Origin of the sequence: Aestuariispira insulae (assembly GCF_003385955.1) — a bacterium.
In the GTDB taxonomy this organism is placed as follows: Bacteria; Pseudomonadota; Alphaproteobacteria; order UBA8366; family Aestuariispiraceae; genus Aestuariispira; species Aestuariispira insulae.
In genome coordinates, this window is sequence record NZ_QRDW01000005.1 from 13,096 (window position 1) to 30,788 (window position 17,693).

The 17,693-nt window shown below is 54.6% G+C and carries 14 protein-coding genes and 1 riboswitch; of the genes, 8 read left to right on the forward strand and 6 right to left on the reverse strand.

Annotation, left to right across the window (positions count from 1 at the left end; translation table 11 throughout):
* Positions 1 to 185 precede the first annotated feature (185 nt).
* Positions 186 to 1,253 carry a COX15/CtaA family protein gene (locus DFP90_RS12835; RefSeq protein WP_115936903.1) on the forward strand — a complete coding sequence of 356 codons (1,068 nt, stop codon included), beginning with the start codon at positions 186 to 188 and terminating at the stop codon, positions 1,251 to 1,253.
* Here DFP90_RS12835 and DFP90_RS12840 read toward each other — a convergent pair.
* From DFP90_RS12840 to DFP90_RS12855, 4 genes are all read right to left on the reverse strand, one after another.
* Positions 1,217 to 2,014: a sulfotransferase family protein gene (locus tag DFP90_RS12840; protein WP_115936904.1), complete on the reverse strand. Its 798-nt coding sequence runs from the start codon at positions 2,012 to 2,014 to the stop codon at positions 1,217 to 1,219. The genes DFP90_RS12835 and DFP90_RS12840 overlap by 37 nt on opposite strands.
* Before the next feature lie 188 nt (positions 2,015 to 2,202).
* The gene (locus DFP90_RS12845) at positions 2,203 to 3,930 is read right to left on the reverse strand and encodes a methyl-accepting chemotaxis protein (RefSeq protein ID WP_115936905.1); all 1,728 of its coding nucleotides are present in this window, start codon (positions 3,928 to 3,930) and stop codon (positions 2,203 to 2,205) included.
* A 99-nt stretch (positions 3,931 to 4,029) separates the two neighbouring features.
* Positions 4,030 to 4,410 carry a hypothetical protein gene (locus DFP90_RS12850; RefSeq protein WP_115936906.1) on the reverse strand — a complete coding sequence of 127 codons (381 nt, stop codon included), beginning with the start codon at positions 4,408 to 4,410 and terminating at the stop codon, positions 4,030 to 4,032.
* 34 nt (positions 4,411 to 4,444) lie between these two features.
* A riboswitch (cobalamin riboswitch) is annotated at positions 4,445 to 4,666 on the reverse strand.
* Positions 4,667 to 4,728: 62 nt separating this feature from the next.
* Positions 4,729 to 5,481, reverse strand: coding sequence for a YdcF family protein (locus DFP90_RS12855; protein ID WP_115936907.1), 753 nt, complete (start codon positions 5,479 to 5,481; stop codon positions 4,729 to 4,731).
* A gap of 182 nt (positions 5,482 to 5,663) precedes the next feature.
* Here DFP90_RS12855 and DFP90_RS12860 point away from each other — a divergent pair, with 182 nt between their 5' ends.
* The 5 genes from DFP90_RS12860 (at position 5,664) to DFP90_RS12880 (ending at position 12,641) form a co-directional block, all read left to right on the forward strand.
* Positions 5,664 to 7,310: a GGDEF and EAL domain-containing protein gene (locus tag DFP90_RS12860; RefSeq protein ID WP_147301005.1), complete on the forward strand. Its 1,647-nt coding sequence runs from the start codon at positions 5,664 to 5,666 to the stop codon at positions 7,308 to 7,310.
* 80 nt (positions 7,311 to 7,390) lie between these two features.
* Positions 7,391 to 8,998 carry a methyl-accepting chemotaxis protein gene (locus tag DFP90_RS12865; protein WP_115936909.1) on the forward strand — a complete coding sequence of 536 codons (1,608 nt, stop codon included), beginning with the start codon at positions 7,391 to 7,393 and terminating at the stop codon, positions 8,996 to 8,998.
* Between the two features lie 82 nt (positions 8,999 to 9,080).
* On the forward strand, positions 9,081 to 9,809 hold the full coding sequence (locus DFP90_RS12870; protein ID WP_115936910.1) for a TerB family tellurite resistance protein: 729 nt from the start codon (positions 9,081 to 9,083) through the stop codon (positions 9,807 to 9,809).
* Between the two features lie 99 nt (positions 9,810 to 9,908).
* Complete coding sequence (locus DFP90_RS12875) at positions 9,909 to 11,711, forward strand: ATP-binding cassette domain-containing protein (RefSeq protein ID WP_115936911.1); 1,803 nt, start codon at positions 9,909 to 9,911, stop codon at positions 11,709 to 11,711.
* Positions 11,712 to 11,960: 249 nt separating this feature from the next.
* Entirely contained in the window at positions 11,961 to 12,641 is a 681-nt protein-coding gene (locus tag DFP90_RS12880; protein ID WP_115936912.1) for an N-acetylmuramoyl-L-alanine amidase, read from the forward strand.
* A gap of 17 nt (positions 12,642 to 12,658) precedes the next feature.
* Here the strand turns inward: DFP90_RS12880 and DFP90_RS12885 are convergent, their stop codons facing one another.
* On the reverse strand, positions 12,659 to 13,285 hold the full coding sequence (locus DFP90_RS12885) for a CBS domain-containing protein (RefSeq protein WP_115936913.1): 627 nt from the start codon (positions 13,283 to 13,285) through the stop codon (positions 12,659 to 12,661).
* 173 nt (positions 13,286 to 13,458) lie between these two features.
* On the opposite strand from DFP90_RS12885, the gene DFP90_RS12890 reads away from it, so the two are divergent.
* Positions 13,459 to 14,043 (forward strand): ANTAR domain-containing protein, encoded by a 585-nt coding sequence (locus tag DFP90_RS12890; protein ID WP_115936914.1) that lies wholly within the window; start codon positions 13,459 to 13,461, stop codon positions 14,041 to 14,043.
* Between the two features lie 24 nt (positions 14,044 to 14,067).
* On the opposite strand, the gene DFP90_RS12895 is transcribed toward DFP90_RS12890, so the two are convergent.
* Positions 14,068 to 16,251: an HD domain-containing phosphohydrolase gene (locus DFP90_RS12895; protein ID WP_115936915.1), complete on the reverse strand. Its 2,184-nt coding sequence runs from the start codon at positions 16,249 to 16,251 to the stop codon at positions 14,068 to 14,070.
* A 168-nt stretch (positions 16,252 to 16,419) separates the two neighbouring features.
* Between DFP90_RS12895 and kynU the strand changes: the two genes are divergently transcribed.
* Entirely contained in the window at positions 16,420 to 17,664 is a 1,245-nt protein-coding gene (gene kynU / locus DFP90_RS12900; RefSeq protein ID WP_245957065.1) for a kynureninase, read from the forward strand.
* Positions 17,665 to 17,693: the final 29 nt, after the last annotated feature.

Sequence of the window (17,693 nt, forward strand, 5' to 3'; positions counted from 1 at the left end):
ACACAATAAAATGTGTTATATAACTTCATATACGCATATATAAGTGTAGTTTGTCCTTTTGTCCACCCAAAACCACAATGTTGTTTGGAAAAGACAGCTGTTCCAGGTGCGATCAAATGATGTTTGACTGAGCGTGTCGGGTGTTTACAGTTCAAAATTAAAAAATGTGAACGGGAGCTTAGTTTATGCGTGCGGTGGGAATCTGGCTGGGCATCTGTGCCTTGATGGTTTTTATCATGATGCAGGTCGGGGCCGTGACCCGGTTGACCGAATCCGGTCTTTCCATGGCGGAATGGCGCCCCCTCATTGGCTGGCTGCCGCCCATTACCCAGGCGGAATGGGAGCGGGTTTTCGCGCTATACCGCCAAACCAGCCAATATCAGCTGATGAATGAGGGGATGGCACTTTCTGAGTTCAAGACAATTTTCTTCTGGGAGTATTTTCATCGCCTCTGGGGCCGATTGATCGGGCTGGTTTATGCGTTGCCGTTTTTCTTTTTCCTGCTGCGCGGTTGGATCCCCCAGGAACATAAAAAACATCTCTGGATCCTTCTTGTGCTGGGCGGATTACAGGGAGTGATTGGCTGGTGGATGGTCAAAAGCGGTTTTGTTGACCGGGTGGAGGTTAGTCAATATCGCCTCGCGGTGCATCTGGGCATGGCGGTTTTCATTTTGGGCTATCTTTTCTGGATGGCTTTCGCTTTTCTTTTCCCGGTCGAAGAAGGGCGCAAACCCGTTGCCCGTTCCTTTCGCCGCGTTGGGGCCCTGGCCCATGCGGTGATTTTCTTCACTGTGGTCAGTGGCGCTTTTGTCGCGGGCCTGAACGCGGGGCTGGTTTATAACGAATGGCCGCTGATGGGCGGGGGGCTGGTGCCGGAAGACTATTGGTCAGAGTCGCCTTTGTGGCTGAATTTGTTTGAAAATGTCTCGGCGGTCCAATTTAATCATCGGATCATGGCCTACATTACCACGGCCACCGTGGCAGGGTTGTGGATCTGGTCCAGAAGTCAGGACCTGGCCCCGAGGGCGCGATTATCGGTGAATTGCCTGTCCGCCATGGTCGCCATTCAGGTGGCGTTGGGCATTGCGACCCTGCTGCATTTCGTGCCAATTCCGTTGGCGGTTGCGCACCAGGCCGGTGCTGGGCTGACCTTCATTCTTTCACTTTGGGTTCTGAAAGAACTACGTGGTGATGCAAAAAGCCGACAGAAAGCTGATCAAACACCCAGTCTGGAGAAATCCACGGCAGGATAATGGCAGCAGAGATGACGGATCTTGTCTTTTTGGAGCTTTGTCAGGCTTTCTTCGCCACGGCCGCGTCGGTCAACATTGAAATTCGGCTGCCTCTCCATAACCGTTGCGACCAGGCAGGATAGAGATTCTACATCATAGTCCAGGCCGCAATGGGCAAACATGGTGCGCGTGGTTTCTAAGGGGTGCCCAATGAGCTGATCATAATCGATCCAAAGGGGGTGATAGTCCTGAGACGGGGCGATCATGTGCCAACTGGCATAGAATTTAACATACCAAGGGATTGCCATCACAATGATGAAGTCCAGTTGCTCCTGCTCAGACCAGTCGGCAAATTCCGGCGTATGTGGGATGATATGGGCAAACATGACCAGTCCGCCGTGGCGCGCGGCCTTAAGCATATGATCTCGAATGCTCACACAAACATCGAACAGATTTCTGGTCAGGGTGATGGTTCTGATGGAAAACCGCTTTAACTGGGTTGGCAGGGTCAGTGCGCAATGAACGTGATGATGAGCGACCCAATTTCGGCCCTGATAGAGCAACAGTTTCAAACTGTCCAAACTCTCAGATAGGTTGCTGTCTGTTTCATTCAGGCTGATATGATCAAGAGAGGCATGACCTTCCAAAAGCGCAAGTGCCGTTCTGGATGCTGATTTTGGCATGCAGGCCAGGAGGATATGCTGATGCTCGCTATGGAGGGTTTCCTGGCTGGTGAGATATTGCTGTAAATGAGCGGAAAAGACAGACGTGTTGATTTGCATGTCGACAGCGGGGAATTTTGGGAAGTGACGGAAGGAAAAGTGAAAAATAAGGACAGCGCCTTGGACGGGCGGACATTATCAAGACAATTCCGGCGGGTCCAGCGTGGAAACGGATCAGTCTGAAATCACCAGGCCACTAGAACATAGCCCGGTGATTTACAATGACTCTGATTGGGTACGGATGGCGGTCAGTTGGGTTTGTAGCCGAGCCGGATATTACCCCAGATACGGCCATTTACCGTGATCGGGCAACTCAAATCCTTCATCAGCACGAAATTGCCGCCGCCCATATCCCGCAGATAGCTCTGCAACAAATACGGCTTGGTATTTTTCCCCGCGGCTTGGCCGGTCCTGTCCAGGAAAATCCGTCGATTGCGGCAATTACCTGCATTCCAGACCGGGTCATCCGGCCGTTGCGGGTGATTGTAAATCTTGTTGTGGGTCGGCAGATAGCCGTTGGTATCGACCGCAGCGCAAAAAGTGATGCGTGGATCAAATTCCAGGGCGGGCTCTTGAAAATCCGGGAGAACCCGATCGGTGAAATCCAGATAACCGGTCAGATGCTGTAGCGGGTTGCTCCCTTCTACCGGCTGATAATCCTGATCGAATAGGGTTTGATCGGATATTTCTCCCTTTTGCAAAGCCTTTTCAAACCGCTCTGATATGGCGCGGGCGGTTTTCATCCCATAGGCGATAATCGGTTGATCGATGGCGATCATCGCATCCAGGAAATCCCGGATCCGGTCCTTTTCCTGTTCGGGAAACCGCAGTTGGTAGGTGCCGTCCGCCTGGCTTTCAGCCAGGGCATCCAGTTTCCCGATGGGGAGCAGTTCCAAACTGAACCGGTTGGCATCGACCGCCAATTCATCCGCCAGTCGCAAAATGGCCCCGTCAGTGGAGAGATTATAGAGCCGCCCGGAGGAAGAGCTGCCTTCGACGGTCACATCAAGATGAAACGGCAGGTGCCGTAACCGGACATGTTCGGCGGACTGGCTTTCCGAGACCGCGGTTCGTAGGCGTTGATCGAGCGCTTCAACCAGTTCCTGCATTTTTGCCGTATGGGCGTCCTGTTCAGCAGTCAACTCGGTCACATTGGCGATGCGGTCAGTTGCTTCACTGAGAGTTTCGGTGACAGTGCGGGTGCTCTGTGCGGCCCGGTGGGCATTTTCTCCGATCTCCCGGACGGCGGAAACCTGTTCCCGGACCCGATCGGCGACCTCTTCTGAAAAATGCTCTACATCGGTAATAACCTTGGTGATACCTTCGATCACCTCGACCACTCTATGGGTTACCGACTGTATTTCATTCACCTGATCCGTGATGTCACGGGTGGCATTGGCAGTTTGCTGGGCCAGGCTTTTGACCTCGTTGGCCACGACGGCAAAGCCCTTGCCTGCCTCACCCGCACGCGCTGCCTCGATGGTTGCGTTCAGGGCCAAGAGGTTGGTCTGCCCCGCAATGCCTTCGATCAGCTTGACCACGTCGCCAATCTTGTCTGATGCTTTGGCCAGAGTGTCGATCGTTTCCCGTGCTTCCTGTGCTTCGCGGGAAGCTCCTCTGGCGCCCTCGGCGGTTTTTTGCACATGGTCGCCTACCTGTTCGATGGATGCGTTCATCTCTTCGGTGGCGGCGGCCATGGCATCGACATTGCCGGTGGCGGTTTCGGCTTCCTGCTGAAGCCTGTTGGTTAATGTGCTGACCTCGCCAAGAGCGGCGCGCGTTTGGGCGGATGCTTCTTTGGTGGCTGTGCCTTCCTTTTGGGCTTCGTTGACCGTGCCGTCAAATTCACCCTGCAGGGCGTCGCCAAGTGTTCTGAGGTCCCGTTGTGCCGCATAGGCCCCGCGCTCGGCCAATGTGACGTCGTCACCCCGAGCATCCAATGCTGACATGTCCATGTTTTCAATAACCCTGTTCATCGGCAAAAGTCCCTCTGTGGCAAAGCCACCTTCTGCCCTCTGTTACTTGTTGTGAACAGGGTACATGAAAAATCTGTCCGACGGAAGGGGACCCGTTTTTTAGTGCATGGCACTGCTGCGCCGACGACCGGATAACCTGATCTGCTGTTGCCGGGATTTGTCAAACAGTGCCACTTGGCGCAGGAGGGCGATCAACTCTTCCTTGCCGCTGTCCAGGGCGGTTGGCAGATCCGGAAGATAGAGGTCCAGCAACATGTTCGCAGCAACATTGGGTTCGGTGTTGCCAGGTAGTGTCATGAGCCAGGCAAAAAGTGTTTCACGCGCATTTGGGGTCTCATGAGAGGCCAGGGTCAGGCCTTGCAGCATAATCCGTTTGGGATCATAAAACTGGCTTTTCCCGGAAGCGAGATCAGATTTTGCGGAGATGTCGTTTTGGTTGTCCGGGGCTGAGATACCCCCGGTTGCTGAAAAGATATTCATATGTGTCTCCTGCCGGGCACCCCGCCCGGAAATAGATTGATATAGCGTGTCGGCAGGTCTCCTGGCTTCCGGGTCTTTATCCTCTTCTTTCCGGCCTTCCCGGGGCTGGTTCAATCCAGTCCCAGTGGCATTGCTTGGAAAGCGGACTCACCGGTTACAGTTGCGGGGGCAGCTTTGGCATGGGCCTTTTCAAATCGTCTGGCCGCACCAAATTCCCTTTTCATCCCATGTGGGAACCGTCACGGCCGCAACAGTATCAGCTTTTTTTGCCGATGCAATGGACAATTTGGAAGGTCGCAGCGGCAGAATATCCATCCGTCAGAAGGGTTGTGAACGGGTTAAGTCGCGGAGGCTAAAATATCCCTGATATATATAATAGGTGAGGGCGACATATTCCCTTAAAACGCTGTTGACGCCGAAATAGCCGTTACGGGTGGGAATTAATTGATCCCATTCCAGCGGCGGCTGGCCACCTAGGCCGGTATTGTAGCCGAGAGAGGAGATCCCCTGGGCGGCCAGGCTGGCGCGCATGCGCAGCATATGGTGGCTGTCGGTCACGACCAGGGGCCTTGAAAGGTTGTTCTCTTTCATGATCCGGGCGAACTGGATGGCACTGTCTACAGTGTTGGTGGCGCTTTCATCCAAAATCGCAGGATCCAGGGGCAGATAATTCTGCTGCGCCAGTAACGCGGCTTCACTGGTTGGGGCCCCTTTGAGCGCCCCACCGGAAATAATGATCGGAATATGGAACGCCTGCTGCAATTCGACCGTCTTTGCCAGCCGCCAGTATGAATTGACAGTGGGGATCCAGACCTGGTCGGACACTTTCAGTGCGCCGGCGGTTGGCAATAATATGCAATCCGGCTGGAATTTTTCCAGCTCCGCCGCGGAGGGGCGGGGATGATGCAATGGCAGATAGAGAAGATAGGCCGTGACTGGGAACGCACAGAGGATCAGCAGGAAGACTGATGTTCCCGCCAGCCATCTGGCCCATTTCATATGCCGCAACACCAACCCGATGACCAACAGGTAGATCATTGGCATAGGCAGCGAAACGATTTGCTCGATCATGGATGAAACCGAAGGTTTTATTGAAGAGAACAAAGTAAAAAACAAAGAAAGGATAATGAACAAAGTTCGGAAATACCATCATTCACAAGAAGGGATGTTTCTTTTTTTTTCAGGAACCGCTAGTCTTCACTTTATTGTCGGTTTAACTTATTGCAGAAGTTGTTGTTTTGGGTGTTTCGCGGGTGACTTCCAAAGATCATTTATCCCGGATGGCATTGCTGGCCGCGGGGGATGTGGCCTATTGCTGGGATCTGGTTTCCGATGAGATTTCCTGGGTAGGGGATGTCTCATCGCTCTTCACCAGCGACGGTGAACCGGAGGTCAGCGATGGAGAGGCATTCATTGCCAGGATCAATGAAGAGGATTTGGCAGCCCGGCTGAAACTGCTGGATATCCCGGAATCGGAAGGCGGGCGCTACGAATGCGAATACCGTCTGCGCCAGGATGATGCCGCCTTTGCCTGGGTGCATGAGCGCGGCCAGGTGGAAAGTGATGATAACGGCCAACCGCTCAGCGTTGCAGGGGTCATGCGCATTGTGACCGAGCGCAAACAAAAAGAGCGCATGCTAAGTCACCAGACCAATTATGATGAGTTGACCGGGCATTTGAATAAGTCCCGATTGCGTGATGCGCTTCACAATGCGTTGAATTACGGGAAGCGGTTCCAAGTTCCCAATGCTTATTTGCTGGTTGGGCTGAATGGATTGGCGGATGTCCATCATGATCTGGGCCGTGATGCGGTGGATGCCTTGATCCTGGGTGCCGGTCAGATTATTGAGCGTGCCCTGCGCTCTATTGACACCATTGGCCGGGTGGATACGGACAGGTTTGGTGCGGTGCTTTCCAACTGTGACGAAGCTGGCTTGAACGGTCTGTTGGCCCGTCTGGTGGATTCTTTCAGTCGGGAGCGGGTTTACTATGGCGACCGTTCCCTTTCGTTTTCCGCGGCGATTGGCGCCGTCCAGTTCCCGGAGGATGTCCATACGGCGACGGAAATCATGGGGCGGGCGGAAACCGCCTTGATGGAATCGCGGGCGCAAGGGGTGAACAAAGCCTCAATTTACCGCCCCAGCGAAGAAGAACGGTACAAGCTTCGCAACAAAATTCTGGTAGCCCAGCAGATCGAAGAAGCGCTTCGCGATGATATGGTGTGTTTTGCTTTTCAGCCGATTGTTTCATCCAGCAGCCGGAAACCTGCCTATTACGAAACCTTGATCCGTATCAAGGATTCCGGGGGCGAGCTTGTTCCCGCCGCCACCTTTATCCCTGTGGCGGAAAGGTTCGGCTTGATCAGGGATCTTGACCGGTGGGGGCTTGGTGCTGCGATCAAGATGCTCGAGGATGATCCGCAACTGCGTCTTTCCATTAACCTCTCTGCCTTGACGGTTACCGATTTTTCCTGGTTCCGGGCGCTGCGCAACCATTTGCGTGGCAATGAAACACTGGCGAAACGGTTGATGTTGGAAATTACCGAAACTGTGGCGATGGAGGATCTGGACGTCACTGCGCATTTTGTGGCGTCGGTCCGGCAATTGGGTTGCAAGGTTGCCTTGGATGATTTCGGTTCGGGCCATACCAGTTTCCGGCAGTTAAGATCCCTGACCGTGGATGTGGTGAAGATTGACGGGATTTTCGTTCAGGACCTCGACAAGGTTCCCGAGAGCATTTCCTTTGTCCGCAAACTGGTTTCCATCTCAGACGAGATAGGGTTTGAGACCGTAGCGGAGGGGGTCGAAAGGGAAGAAACTGCAGGTCTGTTGGCGGAACAGGGCGTGCATTTCCTGCAGGGCTGGCATTTTGGAAAGCCAAAATTGACACTAGACGATTGATAGATTTGGCTTTTGAATACGATTTATCAATAAATGAGGCGTTAAGGTAGCCACATTGCCGCTGAATCGAGGAGTGGAGTATGAAACGGTCCCTGAGTGTCATTGTATTCCTGAGTCTCATAGGTTTGGTGGCATTCACCGCTGTCGTTGCCGCATGTCTGGTTGAACGTCCGATGCTGGCTTTGATTGTCGGGGCTGTCGGGGGCGTAGCCAGCTTGGCCTCGGTCGGGTTACTTCTGGTTAAGGTCCTGCCCAAGCAGCGCCTGGTTCTGGAAAAAGTGCGGGAAGTTGCCTATAGCGGCGGTGCGGAGAGCGCATTGGATGGTTCCAGGCTGCAACATGATGACCGAGAGATCTTTGAATATCTCGAAATCATCCGGGCCAGCCGCATGGCTGTTGATCAGTTCCTCGCCAATGAAGTCAAATCCAACAAGCTTCAAAGCGATACCGTCAGCAGTGAGCTGATTGAAATTGCCGGTGACCTGGACAAACAGGTCAAGGAAACCGGTGTGAATGTGGCGCAGAATGTCTCGCTGCTCAGTTTTGTTTCCGAACAAATGTCCCAGAAGGCCAATACCGCATCCGGCCGGATGGAGGAATTATCCCGAGAGTCGGAGAATGTCGGCAACGGTGTGAGCGAAGCCGCCCGTGAAACCGAACGGGTGCGTACAGAAATGCAGCATGTCGGTGAACAGATGGACGAAGCCTCCAGCGTGGCCAAAAGCGCTGTCGAGCAGGCAGACGGCACCAGGCGGACGATTCAAGGGCTCTCCGAAGCGGTGGTCCAGATCGGTAATGTCGTGACTTTGATTAATGAAATTGCCGAACAGACGAATCTGCTGGCGCTTAATGCCACCATTGAGGCTGCCCGCGCCGGCGAGGCGGGCAAGGGCTTTGCCGTTGTCGCCAACGAGGTGAAGAGCCTGGCCAGTCAGACCTCTAAGGCAACGGATGAAATTCAGTCGCAGATCACCAATATCCGGGCGGCCACGGACGAATCGGTCAATGCGATTGAGGAAATTGCCAAAGTGGTTGGCCGGATTGACGAGGTTTCCACCGAGATCAATAAGTCAGTTGGTGAGCAGGTGGAAGCCACCCGCCATATCAGTCAGAAGATCAGTGATGCGGCGAATGGCGCCAAAGAGGTATCCCAATCCACGTCGGAAATCCTTGAGGCTGTGTCCTCGACGCGGGATATGTCCATGGAGGTTCAGAAAAACGCAGTCCAGTCCAAGGCGGATGTGGACAGCATGACCGAGCGCCTGACCGCCCTCATGGCGGATCTGCGGCGTTCTGCCGCAGGAAACCGCCGTGCCCATACGCGCCATAGCCTTAATTTGGATGCGGAACTGCGCGGCAGCAACGAGACTTTTCCGGTCAAAGTGGTTGATTTGTCCCTGGGGGGTGGCTTGCTGAAAGACACTTTAAGCCTACCGATTGGGGAGCCTGTGTTCCTAACGCTACCGGGGCTAGATAAGGCAATCCGCGGCATTGTTTACCAATATTCCCAAAAAGGCACCCATCTGCAATTGACGGCGGATGATGCCAAACATCGCAAAAGCATTCTGGCCTATCTAAGCACCTATGCACCGGACGAGGAGTTTGGCGCACCGGCGGAAGCGGATGAAGACGCGAAGCAGGAGCCGGAGAGCGATGCAGCAGAAGAGGATGATATTGACCTTTTCTAACAGGGGTATCTGCGTTACCTGTTAAGGGTGCTGCCAATTCCGGCGGCGGTTATCCAAGGGAATTCCGAAAGGGCGCCATGGCATGAGCATATGGGGCAAAATACTGGGGGGTGTCGGCGGGTTGGCGCTGGGCGGGCCGCTTGGCGCGTTGATCGGCGCATTGGGCGGTCACGTGATCGACAGCATGCAGCCGGACAAGCCTGAGCAGAAAGACGGCACAAAAACGGTTGCCTTTACCATTGCGGTGATTGTTCTGGGGGCCAAAATGGCCAAGGCTGATGGCCGTGTTACCCGTGATGAAGTCAATGCCTTCAAACAGGTTTTGCGCATCCCGCCGGAAGAGATGAAAAATGTCTCCCGCCTGTTTGACCAGGCGAAGAAGGATTCCCGCGGTTTTGAGCCTTATGCCAAGCAGATGGCGGACATGTTCGCCAAAAATCCCGAAGTGTTGGAAGAATTACTTTGGTGTCTGACGCATATTGCCAAGGCTGATGGCCATATTCATCCCGGAGAGTTGGAATATCTCTACAAAGTTTCAGAGATTTTTGGTTTTGAAGGCCTTGCTTTTGAGCGGGTGACTGGTCTGTGCCAGCAGGGTGAAAGCGCTGATCCGTACACCTTGCTCGGCATATCAAAAAACGCGGATGATGACGCGATCAAAGCCGCCCATCGCAAGCAGGTGATGGAACATCACCCCGATCGTCTGGTGGCACAGGGTATGCCGGAAGAATTTGTTGAACTGGCCAACGAAAAACTGGCCAAGGTCAATGCCGCCTATGACCGGATTAAAGCGGAACGTGGGCTTCGCTAAGGGCAAAGGGAACAGACGGCTTGATTTTTCAGGCCTGTCTTGGTTTCTAGCGCCTGATAAATTCCTTTTTCAATCCCAGTATCTTTAGGAGCCGCCATCATGGCGAAAGGGCCGGAACTTCTTGCATTGCGCAACTGCCAGGCGGGGCATGGCACACCGCCGGTCATCCGTAATGCCAATATTTCCATCAACCAGGGAGATAGGCTGGTTCTGGTCGGGCGGAATGGCAGCGGTAAATCCACCTTGATGGCGACGCTACAGGGTAGTCTGGAGGCGGATAGCGGCGAGCGGTATGTGAAGCCCGGTATCACCATAGCCAGCCAGGCCCAGGAGCCGGTGCCGCCCAAAAGCGGCACGGTGATGGATTTTGTCACCGAAACAGGGGCTGAGGATTTCCGTGCCGAAGCCATGATTCACGCGCTGGGACTGACACCGGATATGTCGGCGGTGGCCCTGTCGGGCGGCCAGATCCGCCGGGCGGCCCTGGCCCGTGCCCTGGCGATGGACCCGGATGTCTTGCTGCTGGACGAGCCGACAAACCATCTGGATCTGCCGGCCATCGAATGGCTGGAACAGGAACTGGCCTCTTTCCGAGGCGGCGTTCTGGTGATCAGCCATGACCGCGCCTTTCTGAATAAGGTGGCCAACGGCATGGTCTGGCTGGACCGGGGCGAGCTTCGCCGTCTGGATGCAGGTTTCGAGAAATTCGAGGATTGGGCCGAAGAGGTGGAGCGCGCGGAAGAGGCTGAGCTTAACCGGATGGACCAGCATATCAAACAGGAACAGCGCTATCTGCTGCGCGGTGTCACCGCCCGGCGCAAACGCAATGTGCGCCGGCTGGATAAGCTGGCGACCCTGCGCAAGGCACGCCAGAATCATGTCCGCAATGAACGGGCCAGCACCATGCAGGCCCAGGATGGAGAGCAAAGCGGTAAGGTGGTGATCGAGGCAAAGGGAATTTCGAAGAAATTCGGGGACCTCACGATTGCAGACGATTTCTCCATGAAGATCATGCGCGGTGACCGCATCGGCATCATCGGCCCCAACGGGGCTGGAAAAACCACGATCCTTAAAATGCTGATCGGGCAATTGGAACCGGACGCTGGCAGCATCGAGATGGGGGCCAATGTGGATCTGGGCTGGTTCGATCAGACCCGTGAACAGCTGGATATCAACAGTACGCCCTGGGATGTAATCGGAGAAGGGACAGATCAGGTCACGGTGGGCGAGAGCACCCGCCATGTGGTCGGCTATTTGCGAGATTTCCTGTTTTCCGAGGCCCAGGCCCGCGGCAAAATTTCAACCCTCTCAGGCGGAGAGCGCAACCGGTTGATGCTGGCCAAGATCCTGATGAGGCCTACAAACCTCATGGTGCTCGACGAACCGACAAACGATCTGGATATGGATACGCTGGATCTTCTGGAGGAAATGCTGGGTGATTACAGCGGGACCCTGATCCTGGTCAGCCATGACCGCGACTTCCTGGACCGGCTGGTGACCAGTGTCCTGGCGGTGGAAGGGAATGGCGATGTCAGAGAATATGTCGGCGGCTATGAAGATTATGCCCGCGAAAGAAAGGCGCAGTTGAAACAAGAGAAAGCTCCAAAGGCGGAAAGCGCTGCGGCGGCCAAGCCGAAACCCAAAGGGGCTTCCCAGCGGCTCAGCTACAAAGACCAGCGTGACCTGGACATGCTGCCGGGCCGGATCGAGACGCTTGAAGGGGAGATAACAGGCTTGGAAACGGTTCTGGCGGATCCCGATCTCTTCACTAAGAATCCGGATAAATTCCAGGACTCGATCAAGAAGCTGGATGACTGCCGTGCCGCGCTGGAAGCGGCGGAAGAACGATGGCTTGAGCTGGAGATTTTGCAGGAAGAAATTGCTGCCGCGAAGGGAGCGTAAGGAGATTTCGGGATATCCTGACCGGCCAGCGAGTCATGATTATCCGGGGCGGTGGTTTTGCCATGGCGAAACTGGGGTTGGCGTAATTGCCGGCCTCCCGGTACTGGGCGGGGTGGTGACACCCGTCATGATTGCGGGCGGGGCATTGACCATTCTTGGTGATGGGGTCATCATCTACAGGAGTGCAAAAAAAGAGAAACGCCAAAACGCACCTCAATAATAAGAATATGAACAGGACGAGGGAAATACATGGACGGTTTGATTCAATGTCCTTCGCCGAATTTCGGTAATCGGCGGGTCGGTTCCAAAATAAACATGCTGGTGATGCATTACACAGACCTCACCACGGCAGACGAAGCGCTTGATCGGTTATGCGATCCGGTGTCGGAGGTGAGCGCGCATTATCTGGTGACCCCAAGGGGGTATGTTTATCAACTGGTGGAAGAGAAGAAACGGGCCTGGCATGCGGGTGTCAGTTCCTGGCGCGGGATTACGGATGTAAACTCCCATTCAATCGGGATCGAGATTGCCAATCCCGGGCATGCAAACGGCTATGAGCCTTTTCCAGAGGCTCAGATGAAATCGCTAGCGGCTTTATGCAAGGAAATCCTGTCCCGTCATGCTATTCCCGCCCGCAATATTGTCGGCCATTCGGATGTGGCGCCGGGCCGTAAGATTGATCCCGGTGAATTGTTCGACTGGAAGGGGCTTGCGGAGCAGGGGATCGGTCTTTGGCCTGACCCGGATCCGGATTGTGCCCGGGACCCGGTGGAGATGCTGGAAGAACTGGGCTATGCGGTGGATGATCCCCGGGCCGCCATTGAGGCATTTCAGCGGCATTACCGGCCAGCCGCCATGACGGGTGAGGCGGATGCCGAGACAGTCTCCCTGATGGGCGGCTTGCTCAAGAAACAGACAGCTCCTGCCTGATGCTTGATCCCGGCTGCTCAGCTCCAGAGTTGCAGCGGCGGGGTATTAGCGAATTTCCGCAGGATATCCCCGCGGGTGACAATCCCGATCAGGAATTGCTTTTCATCGGTGATCGGCAGGGCCGGCAGGCCATATTCCGCCATCACCTTGGCGATTCGCCGGATATCAGTCAGCGGTTCCGCTGTGATGACCGGCGTGATCATGACCTCGCGGACCGGGGCCTGCGGCACCTGCAACAGGTCATCTTCGCTATTCACGATGATCCGCCGTAAAAGATCTGTCTGAGTCAACAGCCCGACGGTATGATTCTTGTCATCAACCACGGGCATCTGTTTGACTTTATGGTTCTGCAGCATGCTCCAAGCATCGGCTAATCTTGCGTTAGCCCCAATCGTGTGCGGGTTTTTATGCATGATCTGGTCGACATGATAGAGCGGTTCGCGCTCGTGATCGAGATTAAGCGACTTGGCATAGGCTGCCGCCGCCTGTCGGGGGCGGCGCTGCTCCGGCTGATCAGACTGCTGATCCGTTTCCGGGTGCAGGTTGAATTTAGCCGCTTGGCTGCGCACCACCGGGTGGACCTGGTAGAGCTGTTCCAAGGGGCCCTGGAATTGCGGGCCTTGTATATTGTAGAGTCCAAACATGCCAATAGGTTACATCATCCCTATCTCGCTGCCTACGGCGCAATCGGCAAATGACCAAATAGTTTGATACGAGGGTTAATTCTCCTAAGGCTAGAGTGGTGTGATATGGTTGCCAGTAACAAGATCATCCCGCCTTTGGGGTTGCGGGGTCGGAATGTAAGGGGGGGAAAGTTATGACATCGTCCGGCGTTTTGGAAAAATGCGCGATCCTGCATTGCGAGCCATTCCCGCTCTTTGCCGAGGAACTGGATGGCCTGCTCCGGGAAAATGGTGTGAAGCATCTGGTTCATCTGTCTGGAATCGAACAATTGCTGAGCCGTAAGCCGGGTCATGAATTCGATATTCTTTTGATTGATTTTGATCAGGAAACTGATCGGGCGGCGACTCTGGTGCGGGATGTGCGCCGGGGGAAAACCGGACTGGACCCGTTTATTCCGGTTTTGGCAACCCAGGCCCGCGGTGACTATGATGTGATTTGTCGCGAAATGTCAGCGGGGGTTGATTGTGTTCTGCTGAAACCGTTTAACCTGCAGGAACTGATTACGCATCTGGAAGGGATCATCTATAATCAGCGCCGCTTTGTGATATCCGCCGACTATGTTGGCCCCGACCGTCGCCTGAAAAAGCGCCAGGAAGAAGAAAACATTCTTTTCCAGGTGCCCAATCGACTGAAACTGATGCAATTGGGAAAACTGAAACCCGGTCGGATCAATGAATGGCATGACGAATGGTGTAGGAAACTGCAGCAACCTTCCTAGAGCTGTTTGAACCGCCATTCGTGTTCAGGCGGGCTTTTTCCGGTAAAAAGACAGCAGGGATCGGTTGTCATTCTGTTTGGAATAGAAGCCGTCCTTTTCGATCAGGTCAACGCAGGCTTTCACAATCTCGGGATCATACCATTGACCGCTATGTTTCTCGATTTCCTCAATGGCGGTTGTCAAACTGCGGCCCGGCCGGTAGGGACGGTGGGAGACAATGGCATCAACGGAATCGGCCACGGCAATGACCTTGGCTTCCAGGCAGATCTGATCGCCGGACAGGCCCAAGGGATAACCGGATCCATCTAACCTTTCGTGATGCTGGCGGACAATCTCTGCGACCGGGCCTTCAAACTCGATATTCTTGATGATTTCATAACCGTTTTGTGCGTGAGCCTTGATGAGGGCCATCTCGGTATCTGTCAGCTTGCCGGGTTTGGTGAGCAGTTCAATCGGGACAGAGATCTTGCCGATATCATGAATGATGCCACCCATTTGGATGGCTTTGATATTGTTATCCGGCAGTCCGATTTTCCGGGCAATGGCGACCGCCAGCTGAGAGACATTGCGTTGGTGACCTGCCGTGTAGGGATCGCGCTGTTCAATAATATTGGCCAGGGCGGACACGGTATCAAACAGACTTCTTTCAAGCTTGATTTCGCTGGCACGGACCAGGATTTCTGCGTCTCTTTGTTTTTCCCGCAGTTTCATGGCGTTCAGGGCGAAAGTGATTTCCTTTCGAAGGACTTCCAATAACTCCATCTCGTCCGCCTCAAAAGCGGACTCCTTCCCGGAATGTAAGTGGAGGAAGGACACCGGCAGACCATCGATCGTCAGCGGCAATAGCAGATGGGACCGATAGCCGAATAATCGGCCCACTTCGACAAAATCCAGATGCTCTTCTGGGGGATTTCCCTGTCGGATGATCAGCGGGCTTGTTATTTGCCGGCCATAGATCTCCTCCAAATGATAGGCGGCGTACCAGCAGAAAGTTTGTGCCGGTATGCTTTCTTCTTCCGGTATCTGAACCCGTGTGGGGCGGATGGCACCGTTTCTGTCCGGACGGGCAAACCAGGCATTGGGATAACCGCCGATTTCCAGCAGGATACGGCCCACATGAGCAAACAGTTCTTCTGGAGAATCGCTTTGTGAAATTAATTCATTAGAGGCCATCAAAACCATCTTGGTGCGGCTGATCCTCAAGAGTTTCTGTTCGGCCAGTTTTTTCTCGGTAATGTCCAGGCCGACGCTGATGATTTGATCCTGGTCCCGTGTTTTCCCGGGTAACAGGGTATCGTTCCATTGCATCCATTTTACATTGCCGTCCCGGTCAATGACCTCATGTTCGTAAACCAGGCCTGCATCATCCGGTTCCATCACTTTCAGTCTTTCCTGGACTTCCTCTCTCCGATCTTCGGGGATCTGATCCAGAAAACTGGTGCCAAGCAGGTTTCCTGTTTTCTGACCGAAATACTGACAGTAGGATTCATTGGCAAAAGCGATGATGCCCTCGCGGTTGCTGCGGCAGACCAGGCCAACCTGTTCTTCGACAAGGCGCCGGTAGAGGTTTTCGGAATCAATGATCCGGCGGTTGATGGGGGACGCGATCCTGATGAAGGCGACGGTGGCAACGGCAATCAGTGCGGCGGAGAGAACCAATCCAAGAAGGGCATCCTTGACAAAAGGGGCGCGGATTTCGTCGATATCGATTTTTGAGACAAGTCCGATGCCGAGCGAGGGGATCGGTGTATAGGCAGCCAAGACTTCATGGCCGTAATAGTCTATGCCAATCATGGTCCCGCTTTCGCCATTGAGCGCGCGCTGCATCGGTGAGGTATCTGCGGAATCGACTGTTATGGCCTTTGGGACTTCAATGCCGGAATGGCGCTGGCGGAATATAAACCGGATCTGGTCTTCGATCTGTTCCGCGACCGTGAACTCCCCGGTCAGGCCAAAGCTTTCAAAACTCGAATGGGCATTCCGTATCTGGGACAGGGTGTCTTCCCGCGCGGTGTCCGGGGTTTCCTTGTGATTGTTGACGCCGTGCACCATCACGGCCTGGATCATCTGCTTGCGGTTTTCCACCATGGTGCGCAGGCGATTGGCGTTTTGTTCGAAGGCCGTATCATACAGCAATATGAAGATTGTGGTGCCAACCGCGAACGTAACGGCGAGATTCAAAAGCAGAAGCGTTATAAAGCGTTGCATGCATCCTTCCTCGCCAGCTATCCACTATTTACCCGAGAAGAACCTAATATTTCCTTTACTTACTGTAATTCTCTCCCAAAGGGAGGTGGAAAAGACTTGGCATTGGCGCTAGATCAATTTATTTTAAGCTTAAAATAATCGATCAGACATAAGCAGGAGTGTTCCGCAATGCCCGCTATCAGCCGTGACGATGTGCAAGCCATGGACCGGTCCGATGATCTGGCCGGCTATCGCGCCAAGTTCGAATTGGCCGAAGGCCTGATTTATCTGGACGGCAATTCCTTGGGCCCATTGCCGATTGCCACCATTGCCAGGCTGCGCCAGGGGGTGGAGGTTGAATGGGGCCAGGACCTGATCACCAGCTGGAACAAACATGGCTGGATGCATCTGCCCCAGCGCCTGGGTGAAAAAATCGCGCCCCTGATCGGCGCGGCGCCCGGCCAGGTCGTTGCCTGCGACAGTACCTCGGTCAATCTTTTCAAGCTGCTGGCCGCGGGGCTTAAGATGCGTCCGGGCCGCCGGGTGATCCTGTCCGATCCGGGCAATTTCCCGACCGACCTTTACATGGTCCAGGGGCTGGCCGAAATGCTGGGACCGGATAAATGCGAGCTGCGGCTGGTGAATGAAGATGAAATAGTTGATGCCATCGACGAGGATACCGCCATCGTCATGCTGACCCATGTGAATTTCCGCTCAGGCCGCAAGCATGACATGAAGGCTGTGACCAAGGTGGCCCAGGAAAAAGGCGCCCTGATGCTCTGGGATCTGGCCCATAGCGCGGGTGCCCTGCCGGTCGAGCTGGATGATTGCAATGTGGATCTGGCGGTGGGCTGTTCCTATAAATATCTGAACAGCGGCCCCGGCGGCCCGGCTTTCCTTTATGTGGCCAAGCGGCACCAGGATCAGGTGGTTCAGCCGCTGTCCGGCTGGCACGGCCATGCCAGCCCGTTTGAATTTGACACCAAATATGAACCCTCGGGCACGGTGGATCGCTATCTCTGCGGTACGCCCTCTGTCCTGGCCATGCTGGCGCTGGAAGAATCGCTCGATCTTTGGGCGACTGTGGATATGGCCAAGGTGCGGGAAAAATCCATTAAACTCTGTGATCTTTTCATCAGTCTTGTAGAAGAGCGTTGTGCCGGGCACGGCTTTGAACTGGCCTCGCCTCGCAACGGGGATGAGCGCGGTAGCCAGGTTTCTTTCGCTCATGACGAAGGCTATGCCATCATGCAGTCATTGATCGCGGATAAGGTGATCGGCGATTTCCGCGCCCCCAACCTGATCCGGTTCGGCTTCACCCCGCTCTATACCAGTTACATGGATGTCTGGGACGCGGTGGAGCGCTTGCGGGTGATTATGGAAGAGGGGCGTCACAAGGCGGCTGAATTCCAGGTGCGTGCGGCGGTGACTTGATCAGATTTTCTGGATTGAATGCAAGCGCC

What these genes read in the sequence shown, in the direction of transcription:
- DFP90_RS12845 (WP_115936905.1), bottom strand. Translation starts at nt 3,930, where the DNA reads ATGAACAGGGTTATTGAAAACATGGACATGTCAGCATTGGATGCTCGG.
- DFP90_RS12870 (WP_115936910.1), top strand. Translation starts at nt 9,081, where the DNA reads ATGAGCATATGGGGCAAAATACTGGGGGGTGTCGGCGGGTTGGCGCTG.
- DFP90_RS12880 (WP_115936912.1), top strand. Translation starts at nt 11,961, where the DNA reads ATGGACGGTTTGATTCAATGTCCTTCGCCGAATTTCGGTAATCGGCGG.
- DFP90_RS12895 (WP_115936915.1), bottom strand. Translation starts at nt 16,251, where the DNA reads ATGCAACGCTTTATAACGCTTCTGCTTTTGAATCTCGCCGTTACGTTC.
- DFP90_RS12835 (WP_115936903.1), top strand. Translation starts at nt 186, where the DNA reads ATGCGTGCGGTGGGAATCTGGCTGGGCATCTGTGCCTTGATGGTTTTT.
- kynU (WP_245957065.1), top strand. Translation starts at nt 16,420, where the DNA reads ATGCCCGCTATCAGCCGTGACGATGTGCAAGCCATGGACCGGTCCGAT.
- DFP90_RS12855 (WP_115936907.1), bottom strand. Translation starts at nt 5,481, where the DNA reads ATGATCGAGCAAATCGTTTCGCTGCCTATGCCAATGATCTACCTGTTG.
- DFP90_RS12865 (WP_115936909.1), top strand. Translation starts at nt 7,391, where the DNA reads ATGAAACGGTCCCTGAGTGTCATTGTATTCCTGAGTCTCATAGGTTTG.
- DFP90_RS12850 (WP_115936906.1), bottom strand. Translation starts at nt 4,410, where the DNA reads ATGAATATCTTTTCAGCAACCGGGGGTATCTCAGCCCCGGACAACCAA.
- DFP90_RS12885 (WP_115936913.1), bottom strand. Translation starts at nt 13,285, where the DNA reads ATGTTTGGACTCTACAATATACAAGGCCCGCAATTCCAGGGCCCCTTG.
- DFP90_RS12890 (WP_115936914.1), top strand. Translation starts at nt 13,459, where the DNA reads ATGACATCGTCCGGCGTTTTGGAAAAATGCGCGATCCTGCATTGCGAG.
- DFP90_RS12875 (WP_115936911.1), top strand. Translation starts at nt 9,909, where the DNA reads ATGGCGAAAGGGCCGGAACTTCTTGCATTGCGCAACTGCCAGGCGGGG.
- DFP90_RS12840 (WP_115936904.1), bottom strand. Translation starts at nt 2,014, where the DNA reads ATGCAAATCAACACGTCTGTCTTTTCCGCTCATTTACAGCAATATCTC.